Annotated in this window: 27 protein-coding genes; 26 read left to right on the top strand and 1 reads right to left on the bottom strand. The window is 41.4% G+C overall.

The genetic code is table 11. The annotated features are described in order from the left end of the window. Nucleotides 1-22: 22 nt before the first annotated feature. The 24 genes from I2H52_RS04300 to I2H52_RS04185 all read left to right on the top strand — a co-directional run bounded on the left by I2H52_RS04300 (nucleotide 23) and on the right by I2H52_RS04185 (nucleotide 18,083). On the top strand, nucleotides 23-730 hold the full coding sequence (locus I2H52_RS04300; protein ID WP_045617420.1) for a glucosamine-6-phosphate deaminase: 708 nt from the start codon (nucleotides 23-25) through the stop codon (nucleotides 728-730). A gap of 103 nt (nucleotides 731-833) precedes the next feature. Beyond that, nucleotides 834-1,451 carry a class I SAM-dependent methyltransferase gene (locus I2H52_RS04295; protein WP_025171720.1) on the top strand — a complete coding sequence of 206 codons (618 nt, stop codon included), beginning with the start codon at nucleotides 834-836 and terminating at the stop codon, nucleotides 1,449-1,451. Between the two features lie 12 nt (nucleotides 1,452-1,463). Then, a complete protein-coding gene (locus I2H52_RS04290) occupies nucleotides 1,464-2,084 on the top strand; it encodes a Type 1 glutamine amidotransferase-like domain-containing protein (RefSeq protein ID WP_045617419.1) in 621 nt (206 codons plus the stop codon). A gap of 117 nt (nucleotides 2,085-2,201) precedes the next feature. Next, on the top strand, nucleotides 2,202-2,759 hold the full coding sequence (locus I2H52_RS04285) for a hypothetical protein (protein ID WP_045617418.1): 558 nt from the start codon (nucleotides 2,202-2,204) through the stop codon (nucleotides 2,757-2,759). Between the two features lie 93 nt (nucleotides 2,760-2,852). Then, nucleotides 2,853-3,029 (top strand): 30S ribosomal protein S21, encoded by a 177-nt coding sequence (gene rpsU / locus I2H52_RS04280; protein WP_000048054.1) that lies wholly within the window; start codon nucleotides 2,853-2,855, stop codon nucleotides 3,027-3,029. A 131-nt stretch (nucleotides 3,030-3,160) separates the two neighbouring features. Then, a complete protein-coding gene (gene hprK, locus I2H52_RS04275) occupies nucleotides 3,161-4,096 on the top strand; it encodes an HPr(Ser) kinase/phosphatase (protein ID WP_000115137.1) in 936 nt (311 codons plus the stop codon). Continuing rightward, complete coding sequence (lgt, locus tag I2H52_RS04270; protein WP_045617417.1) at nucleotides 4,089-4,877, top strand: prolipoprotein diacylglyceryl transferase; 789 nt, start codon at nucleotides 4,089-4,091, stop codon at nucleotides 4,875-4,877. Before hprK ends, lgt begins: the two co-directional genes overlap by 8 nt. Then, nucleotides 4,878-5,261 (top strand): DUF948 domain-containing protein, encoded by a 384-nt coding sequence (locus I2H52_RS04265; protein ID WP_000895025.1) that lies wholly within the window; start codon nucleotides 4,878-4,880, stop codon nucleotides 5,259-5,261. A gap of 15 nt (nucleotides 5,262-5,276) precedes the next feature. After that, nucleotides 5,277-5,675, top strand: a complete 399-nt coding sequence (locus I2H52_RS04260) for a YtxH domain-containing protein (RefSeq protein ID WP_195594407.1) — start codon at nucleotides 5,277-5,279, stop codon at nucleotides 5,673-5,675. 73 nt (nucleotides 5,676-5,748) lie between these two features. Further along, entirely contained in the window at nucleotides 5,749-6,879 is a 1,131-nt protein-coding gene (gene hemW, locus I2H52_RS04255; RefSeq protein ID WP_045617414.1) for a radical SAM family heme chaperone HemW, read from the top strand. 4 nt (nucleotides 6,880-6,883) lie between these two features. Further along, nucleotides 6,884-7,621 carry an acyl-[acyl-carrier-protein] thioesterase gene (locus tag I2H52_RS04250; RefSeq protein ID WP_045617412.1) on the top strand — a complete coding sequence of 246 codons (738 nt, stop codon included), beginning with the start codon at nucleotides 6,884-6,886 and terminating at the stop codon, nucleotides 7,619-7,621. Between the two features lie 10 nt (nucleotides 7,622-7,631). Then, nucleotides 7,632-8,405 carry a TIGR01457 family HAD-type hydrolase gene (locus tag I2H52_RS04245; RefSeq protein ID WP_045617410.1) on the top strand — a complete coding sequence of 258 codons (774 nt, stop codon included), beginning with the start codon at nucleotides 7,632-7,634 and terminating at the stop codon, nucleotides 8,403-8,405. After that, the gene (locus I2H52_RS04240; protein ID WP_045617409.1) at nucleotides 8,395-9,012 is read left to right on the top strand and encodes a TIGR01906 family membrane protein; all 618 of its coding nucleotides are present in this window, start codon (nucleotides 8,395-8,397) and stop codon (nucleotides 9,010-9,012) included. The genes I2H52_RS04245 and I2H52_RS04240 overlap by 11 nt, the downstream gene beginning before the upstream one ends. Before the next feature lie 220 nt (nucleotides 9,013-9,232). Beyond that, nucleotides 9,233-9,634 (top strand): Spx/MgsR family RNA polymerase-binding regulatory protein, encoded by a 402-nt coding sequence (locus tag I2H52_RS04235; protein ID WP_045617408.1) that lies wholly within the window; start codon nucleotides 9,233-9,235, stop codon nucleotides 9,632-9,634. Continuing rightward, entirely contained in the window at nucleotides 9,635-9,913 is a 279-nt protein-coding gene (locus I2H52_RS04230; RefSeq protein ID WP_045617407.1) for a UPF0223 family protein, read from the top strand. Continuing rightward, nucleotides 9,903-10,676 (top strand): inositol monophosphatase family protein, encoded by a 774-nt coding sequence (locus tag I2H52_RS04225; RefSeq protein ID WP_195594405.1) that lies wholly within the window; start codon nucleotides 9,903-9,905, stop codon nucleotides 10,674-10,676. The genes I2H52_RS04230 and I2H52_RS04225 overlap by 11 nt, the downstream gene beginning before the upstream one ends. Beyond that, nucleotides 10,677-11,981 carry an RsmF rRNA methyltransferase first C-terminal domain-containing protein gene (locus tag I2H52_RS04220; protein WP_049500830.1) on the top strand — a complete coding sequence of 435 codons (1,305 nt, stop codon included), beginning with the start codon at nucleotides 10,677-10,679 and terminating at the stop codon, nucleotides 11,979-11,981. Between the two features lie 210 nt (nucleotides 11,982-12,191). Then, nucleotides 12,192-13,070 carry a phosphate ABC transporter substrate-binding protein PstS gene (locus tag I2H52_RS04215; RefSeq protein ID WP_195594402.1) on the top strand — a complete coding sequence of 293 codons (879 nt, stop codon included), beginning with the start codon at nucleotides 12,192-12,194 and terminating at the stop codon, nucleotides 13,068-13,070. Further along, nucleotides 13,070-13,987 (top strand): phosphate ABC transporter permease subunit PstC, encoded by a 918-nt coding sequence (gene pstC / locus I2H52_RS04210; protein WP_042902107.1) that lies wholly within the window; start codon nucleotides 13,070-13,072, stop codon nucleotides 13,985-13,987. Before I2H52_RS04215 ends, pstC begins: the two co-directional genes overlap by 1 nt. Further along, complete coding sequence (pstA, locus tag I2H52_RS04205) at nucleotides 13,977-14,861, top strand: phosphate ABC transporter permease PstA (protein ID WP_000543053.1); 885 nt, start codon at nucleotides 13,977-13,979, stop codon at nucleotides 14,859-14,861. Before pstC ends, pstA begins: the two co-directional genes overlap by 11 nt. A gap of 10 nt (nucleotides 14,862-14,871) precedes the next feature. Beyond that, complete coding sequence (gene pstB / locus I2H52_RS04200) at nucleotides 14,872-15,675, top strand: phosphate ABC transporter ATP-binding protein PstB (RefSeq protein ID WP_195594400.1); 804 nt, start codon at nucleotides 14,872-14,874, stop codon at nucleotides 15,673-15,675. A gap of 12 nt (nucleotides 15,676-15,687) precedes the next feature. Then, nucleotides 15,688-16,446: a phosphate ABC transporter ATP-binding protein PstB gene (gene pstB, locus I2H52_RS04195; protein ID WP_000138669.1), complete on the top strand. Its 759-nt coding sequence runs from the start codon at nucleotides 15,688-15,690 to the stop codon at nucleotides 16,444-16,446. 11 nt (nucleotides 16,447-16,457) lie between these two features. After that, nucleotides 16,458-17,111 (top strand): phosphate signaling complex protein PhoU, encoded by a 654-nt coding sequence (phoU, locus tag I2H52_RS04190; RefSeq protein WP_195594397.1) that lies wholly within the window; start codon nucleotides 16,458-16,460, stop codon nucleotides 17,109-17,111. Between the two features lie 156 nt (nucleotides 17,112-17,267). Beyond that, complete coding sequence (locus tag I2H52_RS04185; protein ID WP_195594394.1) at nucleotides 17,268-18,083, top strand: ABC transporter substrate-binding protein; 816 nt, start codon at nucleotides 17,268-17,270, stop codon at nucleotides 18,081-18,083. 19 nt (nucleotides 18,084-18,102) lie between these two features. On the opposite strand, the gene I2H52_RS04180 is transcribed toward I2H52_RS04185, so the two are convergent. Then, a complete protein-coding gene (locus tag I2H52_RS04180) occupies nucleotides 18,103-19,374 on the bottom strand; it encodes a PLP-dependent aminotransferase family protein (RefSeq protein WP_195594391.1) in 1,272 nt (423 codons plus the stop codon). A gap of 145 nt (nucleotides 19,375-19,519) precedes the next feature. Between I2H52_RS04180 and budA the strand changes: the two genes are divergently transcribed. Next, nucleotides 19,520-20,251, top strand: coding sequence for an acetolactate decarboxylase (gene budA / locus I2H52_RS04175; RefSeq protein ID WP_195594389.1), 732 nt, complete (start codon nucleotides 19,520-19,522; stop codon nucleotides 20,249-20,251). A gap of 9 nt (nucleotides 20,252-20,260) precedes the next feature. Continuing rightward, entirely contained in the window at nucleotides 20,261-21,013 is a 753-nt protein-coding gene (locus I2H52_RS04170) for a YhfC family intramembrane metalloprotease (protein ID WP_195594386.1), read from the top strand. Nucleotides 21,014-21,083 lie beyond the last annotated feature (70 nt).

The following is a 21,083-nucleotide window of genomic DNA, read 5'->3' as shown; positions in this document are numbered from 1 at the left end:
GATTAAAACGGAGGATGAAAAGATGAAAGTTATAAAAGTTGAAAATCAAGTCGAAGGTGGAAAAGTAGCTTTTGAGATTTTGAAGGAAAAATTGGCCAATGGCGCTCAAACATTAGGACTTGCGACAGGGAGCAGTCCACTTGAGTTTTACAAGGAAATCGTTGAGAGTGACCTTGATTTTTCAAATCTAACCAGTGTAAACCTTGATGAGTATGTGGGACTTGACGGAGACAATCCTCAGTCTTACCGTCATTTTATGCAAGAACATTTATTCAACCAAAAACCATTTAAAGAAAGCTTCTTGCCTCGTGGGATTAAGGACAATGCTGAAGAAGAAGTTGAACGCTACAATCAAATTTTGGCTGACCATCCTGTTGATTTACAAATCTTGGGAATTGGTCGCAATGGACATATCGGATTTAATGAGCCTGGCACTCCATTTGATAGCCAAACGCATTTAGTAGAACTTGACCAGTCTACCATCGAAGCTAATGCTCGCTTCTTTGACAAGATTGAAGATGTTCCAACTCAAGCCATTTCAATGGGGATTAAAAACATCTTGGATGCCAAGTCAATTATTCTCTTTGCTTACGGTGAGTCGAAAGCAGAAGCCATTGCTGGCACAGTATCAGGCCCAGTGACTGAGAACCTCCCAGCAAGTAGCCTACAAAACCACCCTGATGTGACTATTATTGCGGATGCTGAAGCGCTCAGCTTGCTTGAAAAGTAAAATGACAAGAACCACTTGCTCTTTGGAGTGAGTGGCTTTTTACTTCAAATGTTCACTATCCTGCTAAAGTGGTATAATATAGCTATACGGGGAGGCTCGAACTTTGATTTATATAATCGGTTTTATTTGTTTTTTACTTTTAATGTTTCTGTTTAGTCGCTTAATTCAGCAATCAAAGAATCCTTCGGGCTTTCTAGGAAAACGAATGATGAAATTGTGGAATCGAACCTATCTCCCCATGTTTGTATGGGCAATTCGTCATCTGGATAGGACATTTTACCCTGTAATCTTAGATGTAGGAGTTGGGAATGGTCGTTCAACCATCCTGCTGAAAGAAACTTTTCCGCAAAGTACCATAACTGGAATCGATATTTCAGATACTGCAATAGCTCAAGCCAAACAGGTAGAGATGACTAATCTAAATTTTGAACGAAGAGACGTTAGGGAGACAGGCTTTTCTGATGAAAGTGTTGATTTAATCACAGCCTTTCAAACTCATTTTCATTGGCGGGACCTAGAGGCTTCTTTTATGGAACTTAGAAGAATACTCAAATCAGACGGGATGCTCTTGCTGGCTTGTGAATATAACAAGTTGTCTTACTTTTTACCAGAGGTTCAAAGCGAAGAAGCATTTAGACGTTTCTTGTTATCAGTAGGGTTTGAGCTCGTAACTAGTCAAAGAAAGGGATCATGGATCCTTTATAAAATTGTTAAAAATTAATGGAGGTACATCATGAAACAATTATTTTTATGTTCATACTTTGCTGGAGTCAAAAAGCTTTTTAGCGATTATGCAAAGGAAAAGAATCTAGAAAACAAGGTTTTATTTATTCCTACCGCTGGGAACAAAGAGGATTATACTGCCTATATCGATGAGGCTCAGCAAACATTCAAAGATTTAGGATTTGAGATAGAGGTTCTAGATATTGCTTCTTGTGATCGAGAAACTGCACAGGCAAAGATTTTCCAAAGTAAGATTCTTTATATCTCAGGCGGGAATACCTTTTATTTATTGCAAGAATTAAAGAAAAAGCAACTTCTATCTCTCATCAAAGAGCAAATAAGAGATGGGTTGGTCTATGTGGGAGAATCAGCAGGGGCTATCATTACAGCCAAGGATATTGACTACAATAAACTCATGGACGACAAGACGGTAGCGACAGAGTTATCTGATACAACGGGATTGGATGAAGTGGATTTTTACATCCTTCCACATTATGGTGAGGAACCTTTTACTGATAGTAGCAAAAATACCTTTGAAATGTATAAAAAGCAGCTTGAATTGCTACCGCTTCATAACCACCAAGCAATTATCGTTAACGATGAGCAAATAGATATCTTGACAATAGAATAAAAGTGTGGTTGGAAGAACATTGATATTTTACCACTAAAACGATTAGCGGTTGATAATTCACTTAGTGGGAATCTGCCATGGATAGATTAATTTTATGAATTCAAGAAGGGAAAAGTTATGAAAATAAAAACGTTAGATAAAATAGGTGGGATTGTTTTCTTGTTTCTAACGATTGCTACCATTGTCGTTTTTTTATCAGATACGAGCTTCTTTGAGTGGGCGTTTACTAGACACCAGAATACTCTGAGTTGGTATATTCGCCCTCTCTTTATTATTCCAATTGTAATGGGAGCTTATAAAAAATCCTATAGCCTGATTTTCTTTTCTATATTTTGCCTATTTACTAGTATGTTTTGGTTCCCAAAGCCGGAAATAGTTGATGTAAAAGTAATTGAGTTTTTGAATTTTGAGAAGACTTATTTTACGAGCGGATGGAGTATTGAAAAAGTTATCATTCTGGCGACGATTCTAGCATTTTTTACGGCGATTATATCCTTAACATGGAGTAGACGTTGGTATGGATTATTAGCAACAGTAGTGATCGGAGCGTTTCTGAAGGTTGCCCATAGTCTTTTATTTAGTGGAGGAAGTGGTATATCGATTGTAAAACCAGCTGTTTTGGGCTTGACTCTCTGCATCTTAGTGATTTACTTCATCTTCAAAAGAAGAAAGTAAAAATAATAGAAGTTTATAGTTGCTTTTCTCTTGACAATTATTCACTTTGTGTGTAAAATGGAATAGATCTTGAACTTGAAGGGAGTGAAAAAAATGTCTAAAACAGTAGTACGTAAGAATGAATCTCTTGACGATGCACTTCGTCGTTTCAAACGTGCGGTTACTAAAGCTGGTACTCTTCAAGAAACACGCAAACGTGAATTCTATGAAAAACCTTCTGTAAAACGTAAACGTAAATCAGAAGCAGCTCGTAAACGTAAAAAATTCTAATTTGAAATGAAAGGCTAGACTTGTCTAGCCTTTTTTCTTTCCAAATAAATACTGTAAATCCTGCAAAAAAAGGAAACTTCCTACCACAATTTGATATAATAGTAGGGAGAACTCGATTGAAGGAGGAAATTATGTCGGTTTTAGTAAAAGAAGTCATTGAAAAGCTCAGATTAGACATTGTTTATGGTGAAGGCGATTTACTTGAAAAAGAAATCAATACTGCGGACATTTCTCGACCAGGTCTGGAAATGACGGGCTATTTTGATTACTATACTCCGGAGCGGCTTCAACTGTTGGGAATGAAGGAATGGTCCTATTTAGTCTCCATGTCTTCTCACAACCGTTATAAGGTGTTGACCAAGATGTTTCAACCAGAAACACCAGTGGTTATTGTTGCGCGTGGTTTAGTAGTTCCAGAAGAAATGTTGAAAGCTGCCAGGGAATGTAAGATTGCGATTTTAACCAGTCGAACAGCTACTAGTCGCCTGTCAGGAGAATTATCTAGCTATTTGGATTCTCGTTTGGCAGAACGGACCAGTGTTCATGGTGTCTTGATGGACATTTATGGCATGGGTGTCTTGATCCAAGGGGATAGCGGTATCGGTAAGAGTGAAACTGGTCTGGAACTTGTGAAACGTGGACACCGTTTGGTGGCAGATGATCGTGTAGATATTTTTGCAAAAGACGAAATGACCCTTTGGGGAGAGCCAGCTGAAATTTTGAGGCATTTACTTGAGATTCGTGGAGTGGGGATTATTGATGTGATGAGTCTCTACGGAGCAAGTGCAGTTAAGGATTCTTCACAAGTTCAACTAGCAGTTTATTTGGAAAATTATGATACGCATAAGACCTTCGATCGCTTAGGAAATAATGCTGAAGAAATCGAGATTTCTGGTGTAGCCATTCCACGTATCCGCATCCCAGTAAAAACAGGACGCAATATTTCTGTTGTCATTGAGGCGGCTGCCATGAACTACCGTGCTAAGGAAATGGGCTTTGATGCGACACGTTTATTTGAAGAACGCTTGACAAGTCTGATCGCTCAAAATGAGGTGAAAAATGATTAATCCAGTCGCATTTGAAATCGGTCCTTTTTCTATTCGTTGGTATGCTTTGTGTATTGTGGCTGGTTTGGTTTTGGCAGTCTACCTTGCCATGAAGGAAGCTCCTAAAAAGAAAATCCTGTCAGATGATATTTTGGATTTCATTCTGATTGCTTTTCCAGTTGCGATTTTAGGTGCTAGACTATACTACGTACTCTTTCGCTTAGATTATTACCTGCAAAATCCAGGTGAAATCATTGCCATCTGGAATGGTGGTTTGGCCATTTATGGAGGTTTGATAGCGGGCGCTATTGTCCTTTATATCTTTGCAGATAGAAAGCTGATTAATACTTGGGATTTCTTAGATATTGCAGCACCGAGCGTCATGGTTGCCCAGAGTTTAGGACGCTGGGGGAACTTCTTTAACCAAGAAGCCTACGGTGCAGCAGTAGATAGTCTGGATTATTTGCCAGGCTTTATCCGTGACCAGATGTACATTGATGGCAGCTACCGTCAGCCGACCTTCTTATATGAGTCGGTTTGGAATCTGATCGGATTTGCTTTGATTCTGATTTTTAGACGAAAATTAAAGGGAATCAGACGTGGTCATATTACGGCATTCTACTTGATTTGGTATGGCTTTGGTCGTATGATTATCGAAGGCATGCGGACGGATAGTCTCATGTTCTTTGGTCTGCGAGTTTCCCAGTGGTTATCAGTTGTTCTTATCGGACTCGGTATTTTTATCATACTTTATCAAAATCGAAAGAAAGCCCCTTTCTATCATACTGAGGAGGAAAAATAAATGTTAGAAGTTGCATATATACTTGTTGCGATTGCTTTGATTGTCTGTTTAGTCTATTTGACAATCACGATTCAAAAAGCAGGTCGTATGATTGATGAGACAGAGAAGACCATCAAAACATTGAGCTCAGATGTGGACGTTACCTTGCATCAGACTAATGAATTGTTGGCTAAGGTTAATGTGTTAGCAGACGATATTAACGACAAAGTTGCGACTATTGATCCACTCTTTACGGCGGTGGCGGACTTATCTGAGTCAGTATCTGACCTCAACCAACATGCACGTGTCTTAGGCAAAAAAGCTTCATCTGCTGGTTCAAAGACCATTAAAACAGGTGCAGGCTTGTCCGCTCTTCGTGTCGCAAGTAAATTTTTCAAAAAATAAAAAAGGAGAAATCTTATGGGAAAACTATCCTCTATCCTTTTAGGTACGGTTTCAGGCGCGGCTCTTGCTTTGTTTTTGACAAGTGACAAGGGTAAGCAAGTTTGTAGTCAAGCTCAGGATTTTCTAGATGATTTGAGAGAAGATCCAGAATATGCTAGAGAGCAGGTTTGTGAAAAACTAACAGAAGTGAAGGAACAGGCAACTGACTTTGTGCTGAAAACAAAGGAACAAGTAGAATCTGGTGAAATTACTTTTGATAGTGTCCTTGACCAAGCTAAAAACTGTGCTCGACAAGCGACAGAAGCGTCAAAGGAAACCTTTAACAATCTCAAGGAGCAATGGCAAGAACAGTCAGCAACTCCAGACGTCGCTGAAGGCCAAGAAGAAATTATCATCGATATTACTGAAATATAATGCATCACCATCTCTGGTTTTTGGAGATGGTGATTTTTATCTGCAAGCCTGTCTTTGTGGTATAATAAGTACTATGCAGAAAAAACCAACGTCCGCCTATGTGCATATTCCCTTTTGCACACAGATTTGTTATTATTGTGACTTTTCAAAGGTCTTTATCAAGAATCAACCAGTAGATAGTTACCTGGAGCATTTGCTAGAGGAGTTTCGTTTTTATGATATCCAAAAGTTACGAACTCTCTACATTGGAGGTGGGACGCCAACGGCTTTGTCAGCTCCGCAATTAGAGGTGCTCTTGGATGGCTTGACTAAAAATCTAGACTTGTCTGTCTTGGAAGAGTTGACTATTGAGGCCAACCCAGGAGACTTGGACGCGGATAAGATTGCGGTTTTGAAACAGTCGCCAGTCAATCGTGTTTCTTTAGGTGTGCAGACTTTTGATGACAAAATGCTGAAAAAGATTGGGCGCAGTCATTTGGAGAAGGATATTTATGAGAATATCGACCGCCTCAAACTGGCTGGTTTTGACAATATCTCAATCGACCTAATCTATGCTCTTCCAGGTCAAACTATGGATCAAGTCAAGGAAAATGTGGCTAAAGCCATCTCGCTTGATATTCCTCATATGAGTCTTTATAGCTTGATTTTAGAGAATCATACGGTCTTTATGAACCGCATGAGACGTGGGAAATTGCCCCTACCCAAGGAAGAGTTAGAAGCGGAGATGTTTGAGTACATCATCGCAGAACTGGAGCGAGCTGGTTTTGAGCATTATGAGATTTCCAATTTCTCTAAACCCGGATTTGAAAGTCGCCACAATCTCATGTACTGGGACAATGCCGAGTATTATGGTATCGGTGCGGGTGCTTCAGGTTATGTGAACGGGGTACGTTATAAAAACCACGGTCCTATCCGCCACTATCTCAATGCGGTAGAGGCAGGAAATGCTCGGATAACAGAAGAACACCTGAGTCAAAGGGAGCAGATGGAAGAAGAAATGTTCCTAGGACTCCGAAAGAAATCTGGGGTTTCTATGGCGCGATTTGAGGAGAAATTCGGACGATCCTTTGATGGACTTTATGGTGAGATCATCAAAGACTTGGTTCAACAAGGTCTCATGAAGATCGACGGTGATCGTGTCCGAATGACAAAGAGAGGTCTCTTTTTAGGAGACACTGTAGCAGAACGATTTATTTTGGAGTAGAACAATGGGTTTAACTTATCAAATGAAAATAAAAATTCCTTTTGATATGGCGGATATGAACGGTCATATCAAACTTCCAGATGTGATTTTGCTGTCCCTGCAAGTATCAGGTATGCAATCGATTGAACTGGGAGTTAGTGACAAGGATATGTTAGAACGTTACAATTTGGTCTGGATTATTACAGATTATGCGATTGACGTGGTTCGCTTGCCTCGCTTTGCTGAGGAGATTACGATTGAAACAGAAGCATTGACTTACAATCGTCTTTTTTGCTACCGCCGTTTCACTATCTATGATGAAGCAGGCCAAGAAATCATTCGCATGGTGGCAACCTTTGTTCTCATGGACAGAGACAGTCGAAAAGTTCATGCTGTCGAACCGGAGATTGTTGCGCCTTATCAGTCTGAGTTTGATAAAAAACTCATCCGTGGGCCAAAGTATGCAAATCTAGAAGATCCAATCAGTAAAGACTACCATGTTCGTTTTTACGACTTGGATATGAATGGTCATGTTAATAACAGTAAATACCTGGATTGGATTTTTGAGGTCATGGGAGCCGATTTTTTGACCAAGTATATTCCAAAGAAAATCAATCTCAAATATGTCAAAGAAGTGCGACCAGGTGGCATGATTGCTTCAGCTTATGAACTCAAGGGACTAGAAAGCAAGCATGAGATTATCAGTGATGGCGAGATTAATGCCCAAGCTATGATTACTTGGCAAGAAATTGAAGGCAATTAGAAAGGGCGATATGGCTTATAAAGGTTATTTAATTGATTTAGACGGAACCATTTACAAGGGGAAAGACCGAATTCCGGCAGGAGAGGCTTTTGTCCATGAGTTGCAAAAGCGAGAAATTCCTTATCTCTTTGTAACCAACAATACAACTCGTACTCCTGAGAGCGTTCAAGAGATGTTGACTCAGAATTTTAATATCGAAACGCCTCTATCAACTGTCTATACAGCAACCTTGGCAACCATCGACTATATGAATGACTTGGGACTGGAAAAGACAGTCTATGTCATCGGAGAAGCAGGACTCAAGGATGCCATTCAGGCAGCTGGTTATGTCGAAGACAAGGAAAATCCTGCCTATGTGGTAGTTGGACTGGACTGGCAAGTCGACTATGAAAAATTTGCGACGGCGACTCTAGCTATCCAAAAGGGAGCTCACTTTATCGGAACCAATCCAGACCTCAATATTCCGACGGAACGTGGTCTCTTGCCAGGAGCTGGTTCACTGGTAACCCTACTTGAAGTGGCAACACGAGTGAAACCAGTTTATATTGGGAAACCAAATGCTATCATCATGGGCAAGGCGGTTGAGCACTTAGGTTTGAAAAGAGAAGAATTGCTTATGGTTGGGGACAACTACCTGACAGATATCCGAGCAGGGATTGACAATGGTATTCCAACGCTCTTGGTGACGACAGGTTTTACCAAGGCAGAAGAAGTAGCGAACCTGCCAATCGCACCAACTCATGTGGTGTCTAGCCTTGCGGAGTGGAATTTTGATGAGAACTAAACTGACTTTTTGGGGAAGTATGCTCTTTCTCCTTTCCATTTCTATTCTCTTAACCATTTATCTGGCATGGATTTTCTATCCCATGGAGATTCAGTGGCTGAACTTAGCGGATCGAGTCTATCTAAAGCCCGAAACCATTCAGTACAATTTTCATATCTTGATGAATTACCTGACCAATCCCTTTAGTCAGGTCTTAGAGACGCCAGATTTCCGTTCGTCAGCGGCTGGTTTACACCACTTTGCGGTGGTGAAGAATCTCTTCCACTTGGTTCAGCTGGTCACTTTGGTGACACTTCCAAGTTTCTATTTCTTTGTTAAAAAGATTGTCAAAAAAGGCTTTTTAGCACTATATCGTAAAAGTATCCTGACCCTAGTGCTATTGCCTCTCGCCATTGGGCTTGTAGGAGTGTTGATTGGGTTCGAGCAATTTTTTACGCTTTTCCATCAGATTCTCTTTTGGGGAGATGATACTTGGCTTTTTGATCCAGCAAAGGATCGAGTTATTCTGATTTTACCAGAGATTTTCTTCCTCCATGCCTTTGTACTTTTCTTTGTTTTGTATGAAGGAATATTCAGTTTCCTTCTTGTCAAAGCTTCAAGGAAATAGTGGAAAAAATTCTGTATTTTTAATAAAAAACGAGAGAAGTTGCTCTACTCCCTATTTATTGTTAGGTTATCCTAAAGATAAACTTGCAAAGCAGGAGATTTTTGCAGAAAACAGTCTATTTTCTATGAAAAAATAGGCTTTTTTTCTAAAAATACCTAGTCAAGCGCTTTATTTTTTTGTATAATAGAAATAGCAAGTATAGATAAAAGAAGAGAAAAGCATGATTACACTATTTTTATCACCGAGTTGTACATCATGTCGTAAGGCAAAGGCTTGGTTAGAGACGCATAAAGTGCCCTTTCAAGAGCATAATATTATGACTAGTCCTTTAACAAGAAAAGAATTACAACATATTCTTTCCTTGACCGAAAATGGTACTGATGACATCATTTCAACTCGTTCAAAAATTTTTCAAAAATTGGATATTGATGTAGAGAGTATCTCAGTATCGGCGTTGCTTCAGTTGATTGAGCAATATCCTAGTCTTTTGCGTCGCCCAATTATTATAGATACCAAACGTATGCAGATCGGTTTTAATGAAGATGAGATCCGTGCTTTTCTCCCTCGTAGTTACCGTAAACAAGAACTAAAAGAAGCAACATTGAGAGCTGGTATTGGATAGATGAACAAACAGTATAGTTACCCACTAGATTTGTCGTGGAGCACTGAAGAACTTGCTTCAGTGCTTTCTTTTTTTAATGATGTTGAAGCTGTTTATGAAGATAAGGTAGAAGCAAAAAAACTGCTAAATTCCTATAAGGAATTTAAGTCTGTCGTCCCAAGCAAAAGTGAAGAAAAGCGCTTAGGTCGCGAATTTGAAACCGCTAGCGGTTATTCCTTCTATCATGCAGTTCAATTAGCAAAAGAAAAAAGAGAAGGGAAGATTTCTCTTGGAAACTAAATTTGAATTTGCCAAACAGATTGTGCAGGAAGCTGCTGACTATATTTTGGCTCACATGAAAGAAGATTTGCAGGTTGAGCGCAAGTCTTCGCCTACAGACTTGGTGACGCGTTTGGACAAGGAGGTCCAGGAACTCTTGGTTGAACGGATCAAGTCCACCTATCCTGAGGACTTGATTTGCGCGGAAGAGGGCTGTTTACGTGCTGCAGTAGGTCAAGGTTCTGTTTGGGTGATTGATCCCATTGACGGTACCAATAACTTTGTCGCCCAGCAGGAAGATTTTGCCGTGATGTTGGCTTATTTTGAGGATGGTGTGGGCAAATTTGGTATTATTTATGATGTCATGAAAGGTGATTGTTACCATGGTGGTGGTGCCTTTCCTCCTTGCCGCAATAATGATCCCTTACCGCCTTTTAAAAAGAAACCTCTTCAAGAATTTTTAGTTGCCGGCAACTCAGGTATGTTTGAGAGCAATGAGTGGGGCTTGGCGGATTTGGGGCGAGCAGCGTTGGGTGTCCGTGTATATGGCAGTGCGGCCATTAGTTTTGCCAAGGTTTTATCGGGTCGTCTTTTGACTTATATTACCTACCTGCAGCCATGGGATTACGCTGCGGCCAGTATCTTAGGGGAAAGTCTGGGTTATCGCCTTCTTACGGTATCGGGTGAGCCCGCTGATTTTAAAACGCGTCAGCCTGTCATGATGGTGCCAATCGAGATGCAAGAAGAGATTCAGTCTTATATCTACGAAAGGAAAGAAAACTAAATGCAATTTCCAGAAGGATTTGTTGAAAAATATGAAGCGATACTAGAAGATGAGGCAAGAGACTTTCTTGCCTCTTTTAAACAAGAAGCGGTTTCGGCTTTTCGGGTCAATCCCTTAAAAGAAAGTCAGTTATCGTTTGCTGATGCTATTCCCAATACACCTTGGGGGTATTATGGTAAGGTTTCTGGGAAGTCACCAGAGCACGTGACAGGTTTCGTTTATTCGCAAGAGCCTGCAGCCCAAATGGTGGCCCAGGTAGCTCAACCCCTTCCCGGTATGAAGGTTTTGGACTTGGCGGCAGCACCAGGTGGAAAATCCACTCAACTAGCAGCTTATCTGGCTAATCAAGGAGTCCTTGTCTCCAACGAAATTTCAAGCAAGCGAGCTAAGATTTTAGTGGAAAATATGGAACGGTTTGGAGCTACAAACGTAGTCGTGACCAATGAGTCTGCGGATCGCTTAGCCAAGGTCTTTAAAGGATACTTTGATGTGATTGTCCTTGATGCTCCTTGCTCGGGTGAAGGGATGTTCCGTAAACAACCAGATGCCATGGATTATTGGAACATCGACTATCCGAATCAATGTGCCAGTCTCCAAAGAAAGATTTTAGAAGATGCAGTCACCATGCTTGCTGAGGGTGGCCGTCTGGTCTACTCGACCTGTACTTGGGCACCAGAGGAAAATGAAGAAATCGTCCACTGGTTGCTGGATACTTATGATTTTGAACTGCTTCCAGTCGAGCATGTGAACGGTATGGTAGCAGGTATTAATCTTCCTGAAACGGCTCGGATGTACCCTCATCATTTTAAGGGAGAAGGTCAGTTTGTTGCCCATTTGCAATTCAAGGGAGAAAATCCAGCAGCCAAATTCAAAGCCAGCAAGACCAATCTTAGTCGTGAACAGCTGGCCTTGTGGCGGGAATTTGCCCAAAAACATCTCAAAGTGACACTAACTGGCCTTCTACAAACTTTTGGAGACCAACTTTATCTCTTGCCAGAGATGCTACCTGATCTAGGGAAACTCAAAATTGCCCGAAATGGACTTCATCTGGGTACTTTTAAGAAGAAACGCTTCGAACCAAGTTTTGCTCTGGGATTAGCCTTGAAACCAAGTCAAGTAAAACAAAGTGTTGAAATCAATGATGAGGACTTTGTAAAATATGTGGCTGGCGAGACTGTTCAATTGTCTGAAGCTCGACCAAATGGATGGTACCAAGTTGTGGTTCAAGGAAACGGATTAGGCTTTGCCAAGGTAACGGGAAATGTTTTAAAAAATTATTATCCAAAAGGACTCAGATTCAGGTGAAAAAGCTAGTCAAAGAGCCTATTCTATGTTATAGTGGAAGTATGAGTTTTTTCTGATAGTCTTTCATTATTACTTATATTATACGATGGAATTGTCCGCTCCTAAGAATGACTAGATAAAATAAAGCGGGACAATCATTGATGATAATTGGATGATCAGGACAAACGGAAGAAATCAGAACATTTATCATTATGTTCAAGGAGAATAACAGTGAAAAAAAGAAAAAAGCTCGTCATGTCTCTTGCAGCTCTTTTGATGGCAGGTTCTCTTGCAGGATGTGCTAGCTGGATTGATCGTGGAGAATCCATGACAGCCGTTGGTTCAACTGCTCTTCAGCCTCTTGTCGAAGCGGCAGCAGATGAATTTGGTTCTAGAAACATCGGAAAAACAGTCAATGTTCAAGGTGGAGGATCGGGTACAGGACTATCCCAAGTCCAGTCTGGAGCAGTTGACATCGGGAACTCTGACGTCTTTGCAGAGGAAAAAGAAGGAATCGATGCTTCAGCTCTAGTAGACCACAAGGTTGCAGTGGCTGGTCTTGCAGTGATTGTAAACAAGGAAGTGGATGTTGAAAATCTCACAACCGAGCAACTTCGCAAAATCTTTACAGGTGAAGTGACCAATTGGAAAGAAGTTGGGGGCAAAGACCTGGCCATTTCAATCATCAACCGAGCAGCAAGTTCTGGTTCACGAGCGACGTTTGATACGGTCGTTATGAATGGCCAAGCAGCAATGCAGAGCCAAGAGCAGGATTCTAACGGGATGGTCAAGTCGATTGTATCCCAAACGCCTGGAGCCATTTCTTACCTAGCTTTTGCCTATGTAGATGACTCCGTGAAAAGCATGAAACTGAATGGGTATGAACCTACGTCTGAAAATGTAACGACAAATAACTGGCCTTTGTGGTCTTATGAACATATGTACACACTTGGTCAGCCAAATGAGTTAGCTGCTGAATTCCTGAATTTCGTCCTCTCAGGTGAAGCTCAAAATGGAATTGTTAAGGGCATGGGCTATATCTCTATCAATGAAATGAAAGTCCAAAAGGATGCTTCAGGTACCGTTACAGCAGTAGAAGGAGGTCAATAATGAATCAAGAAGAATTATCTAAAAAATTACTCTCTCCTTCAAAGAACTCTCGCCTTGAGAAGTTTGGTAAAGGTTTGACCTTCACCTGCCTTTCTTTGATTGTTATCATTGTGGCCATGATTTTGATTTTTGTAGCCCAAAAAGGCTTATCGACCTTCTTTGTCAATGGGGTCAACATCTTTGATTTCCTCTTTGGACAAACTTGGAATCCTTCTGGGAAACAATTTGGTGCCCTTCCGATGATTTTGGGTTCCTTTATTGTGACGATTTTATCTGCCCTCATCGCAACACCCTTCGCTATCGGAGCTGCAGTCTTTATGACAGAAGTCTCACCAAAGGGTGCAAAGATTTTGCAACCAGCCATTGAACTCCTCGTCGGTATTCCTTCAGTCGTCTATGGATTTATCGGTTTGCAAGTTGTGGTGCCTTTTGTTCGTAGCGTCTTTGGTGGAACTGGTTTTGGGATTTTGTCAGGGATTTTCGTTCTTTTTGTCATGATCCTACCAACTGTAACCTTTATGACAACAGACAGCTTGCGTGCTGTTCCTCGTCATTACCGTGAAGCTAGTTTAGCTATGGGAGCCACTCGTTGGCAAACCATCTGGCGTGTGACCTTGAAAGCAGCACGTTCAGGTATTTTCACTGCAGTGGTCTTTGGGATGGCGCGTGCCTTTGGTGAAGCCCTTGCCATTCAGATGGTTGTCGGAAACTCAGCCGTTGTCCCAACCTCGCTAACAACACCAGCTGCGACCTTGACATCTGTATTGACTATGGGGATCGGAAATACCGTCATGGGAACGGTTGATAATAACGTTCTCTGGTCACTGGCCTTGGTATTGCTCTTAATGAGTTTGGCCTTTAACAGTGTGATTAAATTGATTACGAAAGAAAGAGGAAAGAAAAACTATGCACGCTAAGAAATTAGATAAACTTGCAACAGCTGTCCTCTATACCATCGCGGGTATCATCGTGACCATCTTGGCGTCCTTGATTCTCTACATCCTGGTTCGAGGGTTACCTCATATCTCTTGGTCTTTCTTGACTGGGAAGTCTTCCTCTTATCAAGCAGGTGGGGGTATTGGGATTCAGCTCTACAATTCCTTCTTCCTTCTGGTCATTACTTTGATTATCTCTGTGCCTTTGTCTATGGGGGCGGGGATTTACCTAGCTGAATATGCAAAAAAGGGTCCTGTGACAAATTTTGTCAGAACCTGTATTGAAATCTTGTCTTCTCTACCATCAGTCGTTGTGGGTCTCTTTGGTTACTTGATTTTTGTAGTCCAGTTTGAGTATGGATTTTCAATCATTTCAGGTGCCTTGGCCTTGACGGTGTTTAATCTGCCACAGATGACTCGAAATGTTGAGGATAGTTTAAAACACGTTCACCATACGCAACGTGAGGCTGGACTTGCCCTTGGAATTTCTCGTTGGGAGACTGTGGTCCATGTTGTCATTCCAGAAGCTCTTCCAGGCATCGTTACGGGTGTTGTCTTGGCGTCTGGCCGTATCTTTGGTGAGGCCGCCGCTCTTATCTATACTGCAGGACAATCCGCCCCAGCCCTTGATTGGTCTAACTGGAATATCCTCAGTGTTACCAGTCCCATCTCCATCTTCCGTCAAGCAGAAACCTTGGCAGTCCACATCTGGAAGGTCAACAGTGAAGGAACCATTCCTGATGCTACCATCGTATCTGCTGGTTCTGCCGCCGTGCTCCTCATCTTTATCTTGATTTTTAACTTTGGAGCACGCAAACTCGGAAGCTATTTACACAAGAAATTAACCGCTGCCTAAAGGAGAAGCCATGTCAAAATATAACTGGGATGAAAAGCATATCATCACCTTCCCTGAAGAAAAAGTGGCCCTCTCTACCAAGAATTTACATGTTTACTACGGTAAAAATGAATCCATTAAGGGCATCGATATGCAATTTGAAAAAAATAAAATTACGGCCTTGATTGGTCCTTCTGGATCTGGGAAATCTACCTATCTTCGCAGTCTCAATCGGATGAATGATACCATTGATATTGCCAAGGTCACAGGTCAAATACTCTACCGAGGGATTGACGTCAACCGTCCAGAAATCAATGTCTATGAGATGCGCAAGCATATTGGAATGGTCTTCCAACGGCCAAACCCATTTGCTAAGTCTATCTACCGCAACATTACTTTTGCTCATGAACGTGCAGGAGTCAAGGACAAGAAGGTCTTGGATGAAATTGTGGAAACTTCGCTCCGTCAGGCTGCCCTTTGGGACCAGGTCAAAGATGACCTTCACAAATCAGCCTTGATGCTTTCTGGTGGTCAGCAACAACGTCTCTGCATCGCGCGAGCTATCTCTGTTAAACCAGATATCCTCTTGATGGATGAACCAGCGTCAGCCTTGGATCCGATTGCGACAGCCCAGCTGGAAGAAACCATGTTGGAGTTGAAGAAGGATTTTACTATCATTATCGTTACCCACAGTATGCAACAGGCTGCTCGTGCGAGTGACTACACAGGATTTTTCTACTTGGGTGATTTGATTGAGTATGATAAGACATCCAATATTTTCCAAAATGCCAAGCTACAGTCAACCAATGACTATGTAACGGGACACTTTGGTTAGAAAGGAAGCAGTATGACAGAACCGATTTTGCAGGTTAAAGACCTGTCCGTTTATTACAATAAAAAGAAGGCTTTGAATAGTGTTTCCCTTTCTTTCCAACCTAAGGAAATAACAGCCTTGATTGGTCCTTCTGGATCAGGAAAGTCCACCCTGCTCAAAGCCATCAACCGCATGGGCGATCTAAATCCTGAGGTGACAACAACTGGAACAGTGATTTATAATGGCCACAATATCTACAGTCCACGTACCGATACGGTTGAATTGCGTAAGGAAATCGGTATGGTCTTTCAACAGCCCAATCCTTTCCCTATGTCTATCTATGAAAATGTTGTCTACGGCTTACGTATCAATGGAGTCAAGGATAAACATGTTTTGGATGAAGCAGTAGAAAAAGCTTTGCAACGTGCTTCTATCTGGGATGAGGTCAAGGATCGCTTGCATGATTCAGCCATTGGTCTCTCAGGTGGCCAACAGCAACGTGTTTGTGTTGCCCGTGTCTTAGCAACCAGTCCCAAGATTATTCTCTTGGATGAACCGACTTCAGCTTTGGATCCTATCTCGGCTGGTAAGATTGAGGAAACCTTGTATGGTCTGAAAGATAAATACACCATGCTCTTGGTAACACGTTCGATGCAACAGGCCTCTCGTATCTCTGATAAAACAGGCTTTTTCCTAGATGGTGATTTGATTGAGTTTAACGATACGAAGAAAATGTTCCTAGACCCACAAAACAAGGAAACAGAAGATTATATTACAGGAAAATTTGGATAAGGAGTTGAATGATGTTACGATCTCAATTTGAAGAAGATTTGGAGAAATTGCACAACCAGTTCTATGCCATGGGACAAGAAGTGCTCTCACAAATCAATCGTACAGTGCGTGCCTTTGTCACACATGATCGTGATTTGGCAAAAGAAGTTATTGAGGAAGATGCAGAAGTAAATGGATATGAAGTGAAACTCGAAAAGAAATCATTTGAAATGATCGCGCTTCAACAACCTGTTTCTCAAGACCTCCGTACTGTATTGACCGTTCTTAAGGCAGTATCAGACCTGGAACGCATGGGAGACCATGCAGTGTCAATCGCAAAAGCAACTATTCGTATGAAGGGGGAACAACGTATCCCTGTCGTTGAGGAAGAAATCAAAAAAATGGGGCGCGATGTGAAAAACTTCGTTGAAGCTGCTCTCGAACTTTACCTGAATGGTTCGGTGGATCAAGCCTACGAAGTAGCAGCGATGGACGAAAAAATCAACCATTACTTTGATAGCATTCGTGATTTGGCTACAGAAGAAATTAAGAAACATCCTGAAGCCATCGTTACAGGTCGTGATTACTTCCAGGTCATTTCCTTCTTGGAACGTATCGGAGACTACGCTAAAAATATCTGTGAATGGGTTGTTTACTTTGAAACAGGGAAGATTGTCGAACTATAAGAAACGGTTTAAATATACAGAATAAAAGGCTGATTGTGATAAATCAGTCTTCTTTTTATGAAAAGAATTGTTTTGCAGTCAAAATCTCTAAAAGGGTTGACAAGTATTTTTAAAAGAGTTATAATTATTCAGAAATAACAGAAAGGTCGTTTATTTATGAAATTTAAAAAATGGATATTAGTTGTATGTAGCATGCTTGCTAGCGTGATTTTAGTAGCTTGTCAATCAAGTACGGATAGTTCCCAGTCTGCTGTGGACGCTATCAAACAAAAAGGAAAGCTAGTCGTTGCGACCAGCCCAGACTATGCACCATTTGAATTCCAATCCTTGGTAGATGGTAAAAACCAAGTGGTTGGGGCAGATATTGATATGGCTCAAGCGATTGCGGATGAGCTTGGGGTTAAACTTGAAATCTCTAGCATGAGTTTTGACAATGTCTTGACTAGTCTTCAAACTGGAAAGGCTGACTTAGCCATTGCGGGAATTAGTGCCACAGATGAGAGAAAGGAAGTCTTTGACTTTTCAATCCCTTACTATGAAAACAAGATGAGTTTCTTGGTTAGAAAAGCCGATTTAGACAAGTACAAGGATCTTTCAAGCCTTGCAAGTGCCAATATCGCAGCTCAAAAGGGAACCGTTCCAGAAACCATGGTCAAGGAACAATTGCCAAATGCCCAATTGACATCCTTGACCAATATGGGGGAAGCAGTTAATGAATTGCAGGCTGGAAAAGTGGATGCTGTTCATATGGATGAACCAGTTGCTCTTAGCTACGCAGGTAAAAACTCGGATCTTGCCGTTGCAACTGTTAATTTGACGATGAAAGACGGCGAAGCCAATGCTGTTGCTATCAAGAAGAATCAATCAGACTTGAAAGCAGTAGTCGATAAGGTTATCCAAAAACTAAAAGATGACGGGACCTATCAAAGCTATCTAGAAAAAGCAGCGAAACTAACAGAAGTTGAACAATAAAAAAGAGCAGAGTTGGAATTTAATCCAATTCTGCTTTTATGTATTCCAATAACTCTTCTAGATTTTCGAGCGAGACTTTGGCAAACTGATAAGGACAGGCGTCCAAATAAGCCTTCTCAAAAAAGTCTAGTTTGAGTGAGCTGTGTTTGAGACTGCCAATCTTAGGATAGTGTCTCAAATCAAGCAGAAGGCCATCATGTAGAGGATAGTAAGGCAAGGGACAGGTGTTTTTTTCAAGTAGCTCCTTCATCCGAGTCTGATAGTTCTCTTGAAGGGTAAGACGGGCCAATCGATTTTTTTCAAATAACTGACTATCAATATAAAGAGAGAGCGCCTTTTGCATGATGAGATTGCTGTCATAGTCCAGGATATTTTTGTAGGAAACAAAAGCCTCTTTTAGGGCATTTGGGAGAATGAGAGCGGTAATACGAAGGGCTGGAAAGAGGCTGGTTGAGAAGGACTTGATATAAATGACCCGATCCTCAGTGTCCAGATAGTGGAAGGTCTGCCCTTTTTTAGGGTCTAAATCTCCTAGATAGTCATCCTCTACGATGTAAACACCATACTGGTTTGCTAGATCCAGAATGGCCCTTTTTTCCTGATCAGAATAGGAATGTCCAAGAGGATAGTGGTAGCGAGGAATGGTATAGAAGAACTTGATTTCTCTAGATTTGAACTGTTCTTCTAGTTCGTCAAGGTCAATCCCATCAATACGGCGTTCAATGGTTCTGTAGGCCAATCTCTGAGCGACCAAGAGGCGGTTCATTCGGTGGTAGGTCGGTTGTTCGACCAAAATCTCCTCTCCCTTACTTGGGAAGTTGATCTGAGAAAGGATAAAGAGAGCTTGCTGGGTGCCCGAAGTCAGAACCAGTTGGTCGGGTTTGCAGTAGAGGGCTTGGTTGAAAAGAAGTTGATGGACAGATTGTCTCAGTTCCTCAAGTCCTTCTTGGTTGTCATAATAGTTGAAGAGGTAGTTTTCTCTTCCAATTAGGGTTTCATTGACGCAGATTCTGAAGTCGTCATAGGCACTGGCATGTTCATCAGTGACTTCGATTTCCAAGTCCTGATGCTGTCCTTGTTCCAGAACATAGTAACCACTCTGAGGTTTGGCATAGAGGTATTGTTCATGGCGCAATTCCAGTAGGGCTCGTTGGATAGTGTCCTTGCTACAGTGGAAGTCTTGGCTCAGTTGACGGATAGAGGGAAGTCGGCTACCTGTTGGGAATTTTCCTGATTCGATTCCTTTTTTGAGAAAGGAAACGACTGCTTGGTATTTACTTTCTTTCTTCATTCCAGACCTCCGTTGATTTTGTTACATTGTACCTTTTTTTTGCCTCCTTTGCAATGGGAAAAGCATTTCTCCCTTTCACAACTAGGAGCAAATGTGGTATACTTAGAAAGTATAATGATTCATTGAAAAGAAGATAAGAAAGAGAATGGATAGAAAATTGCAGGAACCGGTAAAATTATTTCAATACAATACTCTAGGTGCCCTAATGGCAGGTCTCTATGGTGGAACCATGACAGTAGGAGAATTGCTGGAACATGGTGACCTCGGATTGGGAACTTTGGATTCGATTGATGGGGAGTTGATTGTCCTTGATGGCAAGGCTTACCAAGCCAAGGGATCTGGTCAAACGCCTGAAATCGTCGAGGTGGCAGCGGATGCTCTTATTCCCTATGCAGCAGTGGTCCCTCATCAAGCAGAAGTGATTTTTCGTCAGCGCTTTGAGATGACGGACAAGGAATTGGAAAAGCGAATTGAGTCCTACTATGATGGGGAAAATCTCTTTCGCTCTATCAAGATTCATGGTGAATTTTCACAAATGCATGTGCGGATGATTCCCAAATCAACAACAGACACCAAGTTTGCTGAGGTTGCGACTCACCAACCTGAATATAGCCGTGAAAATGTATCGGGAACCATTGTTGGATTTTGGACACCGGAGATTTTCCATGGGGTGAGTGTTGCAGGCTACCATTTGCATTTTATCTCAGATGACTTGACCTTTGGTGGGCATGTGATGGACTTTGTTATCAAAGAAGGAATGATCGAGGTTGGGGCAGTCGACCAGTTGGACCAACGTTTTCCAGTCCAAGATCGCCAGTATTTATTTGCGAAATTTAACGTTGACGAGATGAAGAAAGATATTGATAAGTCAGAATAGGAGAAAAAGATGACAGTACATATTATCCTTACCATGGTTGCTTTGGTTCTCATTCTAGTAAGTGGAACTTGGTATGCCAAAAAACGGTTTAAAATCTCTCTTGCAGTGATGGGCTTAGGGGCAATCGCATTTTTTGTTTCTTCTCAAGTGTTAGAGAAGATGGTTCACCTTCTGGTACTTCATCCGCAAAAAGACGGAACCATTTTACTCGCGCAGGAGCATCCTTTCTTATACGTCCTTTATGGGATCGCTATGGCAGCCCTCTTTGAAGAGACGGCCCGTTTTATCTTTTTTAAATGGTTGGAGAAAAAGAGAAAGTTGGAAGATAGAGATGCTTTGGCTTATGGTTTAGGACATGGAGGTTTGGAGATGCTCTACCTCGGAATGGGAAGTTTGATTAGCCTTTTGATCCTCTTTTCACTCCTACAATCTTCAAACTCTGATGCGGCGAATCTTCTTACAAAGAGTACATTAGAAACAGTTCAGTCTCTATCAGCATGGCAGGTCTATCTACTAGGGGTTGAGCGTGTGCTTGCTCTGGTTCTTCAAATTAGCCTTACTGTCTGGGTTTACCAAAGTGTCATCCAAAAGAAATGGATCTATCTCGTTGCTGCCTATGGCTTGCATGCTTTGTTTGACTTAGCTCCAGCTCTATCTCAAGTGGGATGGATTACAAATCCACTTTTAGTTGAGTTCATTCTTCTCGCAGAACTTATAGCTCTTGTCTGGCTAACAAAATCTACATTTTGGAAAAAATCATAAAAAGAGGGTGACCTCTTTTTTTATGTGAAGATTGGATACAGAAATTTCCAGTCGTCAAAAATCTTTAAAA

It is taken from the genome of Streptococcus oralis (assembly GCF_015561235.1).
GTDB classification, from domain to species: domain Bacteria; phylum Bacillota; class Bacilli; order Lactobacillales; family Streptococcaceae; genus Streptococcus; species Streptococcus oralis_BK.
The sequence above is the reverse complement of the archived record's forward strand: the minus strand, read 5'-3'. Positions and strand labels throughout refer to the sequence as shown.

Excerpts from the sequence above, each read along its gene's own strand:
- I2H52_RS04300 (WP_045617420.1), top strand. The coding sequence starts at position 23 with ATGAAAGTTATAAAAGTTGAAAATCAAGTCGAAGGTGGAAAAGTAGCT.
- I2H52_RS04290 (WP_045617419.1), top strand. The coding sequence starts at position 1,464 with ATGAAACAATTATTTTTATGTTCATACTTTGCTGGAGTCAAAAAGCTT.
- I2H52_RS04285 (WP_045617418.1), top strand. The coding sequence starts at position 2,202 with ATGAAAATAAAAACGTTAGATAAAATAGGTGGGATTGTTTTCTTGTTT.
- rpsU (WP_000048054.1), top strand. The coding sequence starts at position 2,853 with ATGTCTAAAACAGTAGTACGTAAGAATGAATCTCTTGACGATGCACTT.
- hprK (WP_000115137.1), top strand. The coding sequence starts at position 3,161 with ATGTCGGTTTTAGTAAAAGAAGTCATTGAAAAGCTCAGATTAGACATT.
- lgt (WP_045617417.1), top strand. The coding sequence starts at position 4,089 with ATGATTAATCCAGTCGCATTTGAAATCGGTCCTTTTTCTATTCGTTGG.
- I2H52_RS04265 (WP_000895025.1), top strand. The coding sequence starts at position 4,878 with ATGTTAGAAGTTGCATATATACTTGTTGCGATTGCTTTGATTGTCTGT.
- I2H52_RS04260 (WP_195594407.1), top strand. The coding sequence starts at position 5,277 with ATGGGAAAACTATCCTCTATCCTTTTAGGTACGGTTTCAGGCGCGGCT.
- hemW (WP_045617414.1), top strand. The coding sequence starts at position 5,749 with ATGCAGAAAAAACCAACGTCCGCCTATGTGCATATTCCCTTTTGCACA.
- I2H52_RS04250 (WP_045617412.1), top strand. The coding sequence starts at position 6,884 with ATGGGTTTAACTTATCAAATGAAAATAAAAATTCCTTTTGATATGGCG.
- I2H52_RS04245 (WP_045617410.1), top strand. The coding sequence starts at position 7,632 with ATGGCTTATAAAGGTTATTTAATTGATTTAGACGGAACCATTTACAAG.
- I2H52_RS04240 (WP_045617409.1), top strand. The coding sequence starts at position 8,395 with ATGAGAACTAAACTGACTTTTTGGGGAAGTATGCTCTTTCTCCTTTCC.
- I2H52_RS04235 (WP_045617408.1), top strand. The coding sequence starts at position 9,233 with ATGATTACACTATTTTTATCACCGAGTTGTACATCATGTCGTAAGGCA.
- I2H52_RS04230 (WP_045617407.1), top strand. The coding sequence starts at position 9,635 with ATGAACAAACAGTATAGTTACCCACTAGATTTGTCGTGGAGCACTGAA.
- I2H52_RS04220 (WP_049500830.1), top strand. The coding sequence starts at position 10,677 with ATGCAATTTCCAGAAGGATTTGTTGAAAAATATGAAGCGATACTAGAA.
- pstC (WP_042902107.1), top strand. The coding sequence starts at position 13,070 with ATGAATCAAGAAGAATTATCTAAAAAATTACTCTCTCCTTCAAAGAAC.
- pstA (WP_000543053.1), top strand. The coding sequence starts at position 13,977 with ATGCACGCTAAGAAATTAGATAAACTTGCAACAGCTGTCCTCTATACC.
- pstB (WP_195594400.1), top strand. The coding sequence starts at position 14,872 with ATGTCAAAATATAACTGGGATGAAAAGCATATCATCACCTTCCCTGAA.
- pstB (WP_000138669.1), top strand. The coding sequence starts at position 15,688 with ATGACAGAACCGATTTTGCAGGTTAAAGACCTGTCCGTTTATTACAAT.
- phoU (WP_195594397.1), top strand. The coding sequence starts at position 16,458 with ATGTTACGATCTCAATTTGAAGAAGATTTGGAGAAATTGCACAACCAG.
- I2H52_RS04185 (WP_195594394.1), top strand. The coding sequence starts at position 17,268 with ATGAAATTTAAAAAATGGATATTAGTTGTATGTAGCATGCTTGCTAGC.
- I2H52_RS04180 (WP_195594391.1), bottom strand. The coding sequence starts at position 19,374 with ATGAAGAAAGAAAGTAAATACCAAGCAGTCGTTTCCTTTCTCAAAAAA.
- budA (WP_195594389.1), top strand. The coding sequence starts at position 19,520 with ATGGATAGAAAATTGCAGGAACCGGTAAAATTATTTCAATACAATACT.
- I2H52_RS04170 (WP_195594386.1), top strand. The coding sequence starts at position 20,261 with ATGACAGTACATATTATCCTTACCATGGTTGCTTTGGTTCTCATTCTA.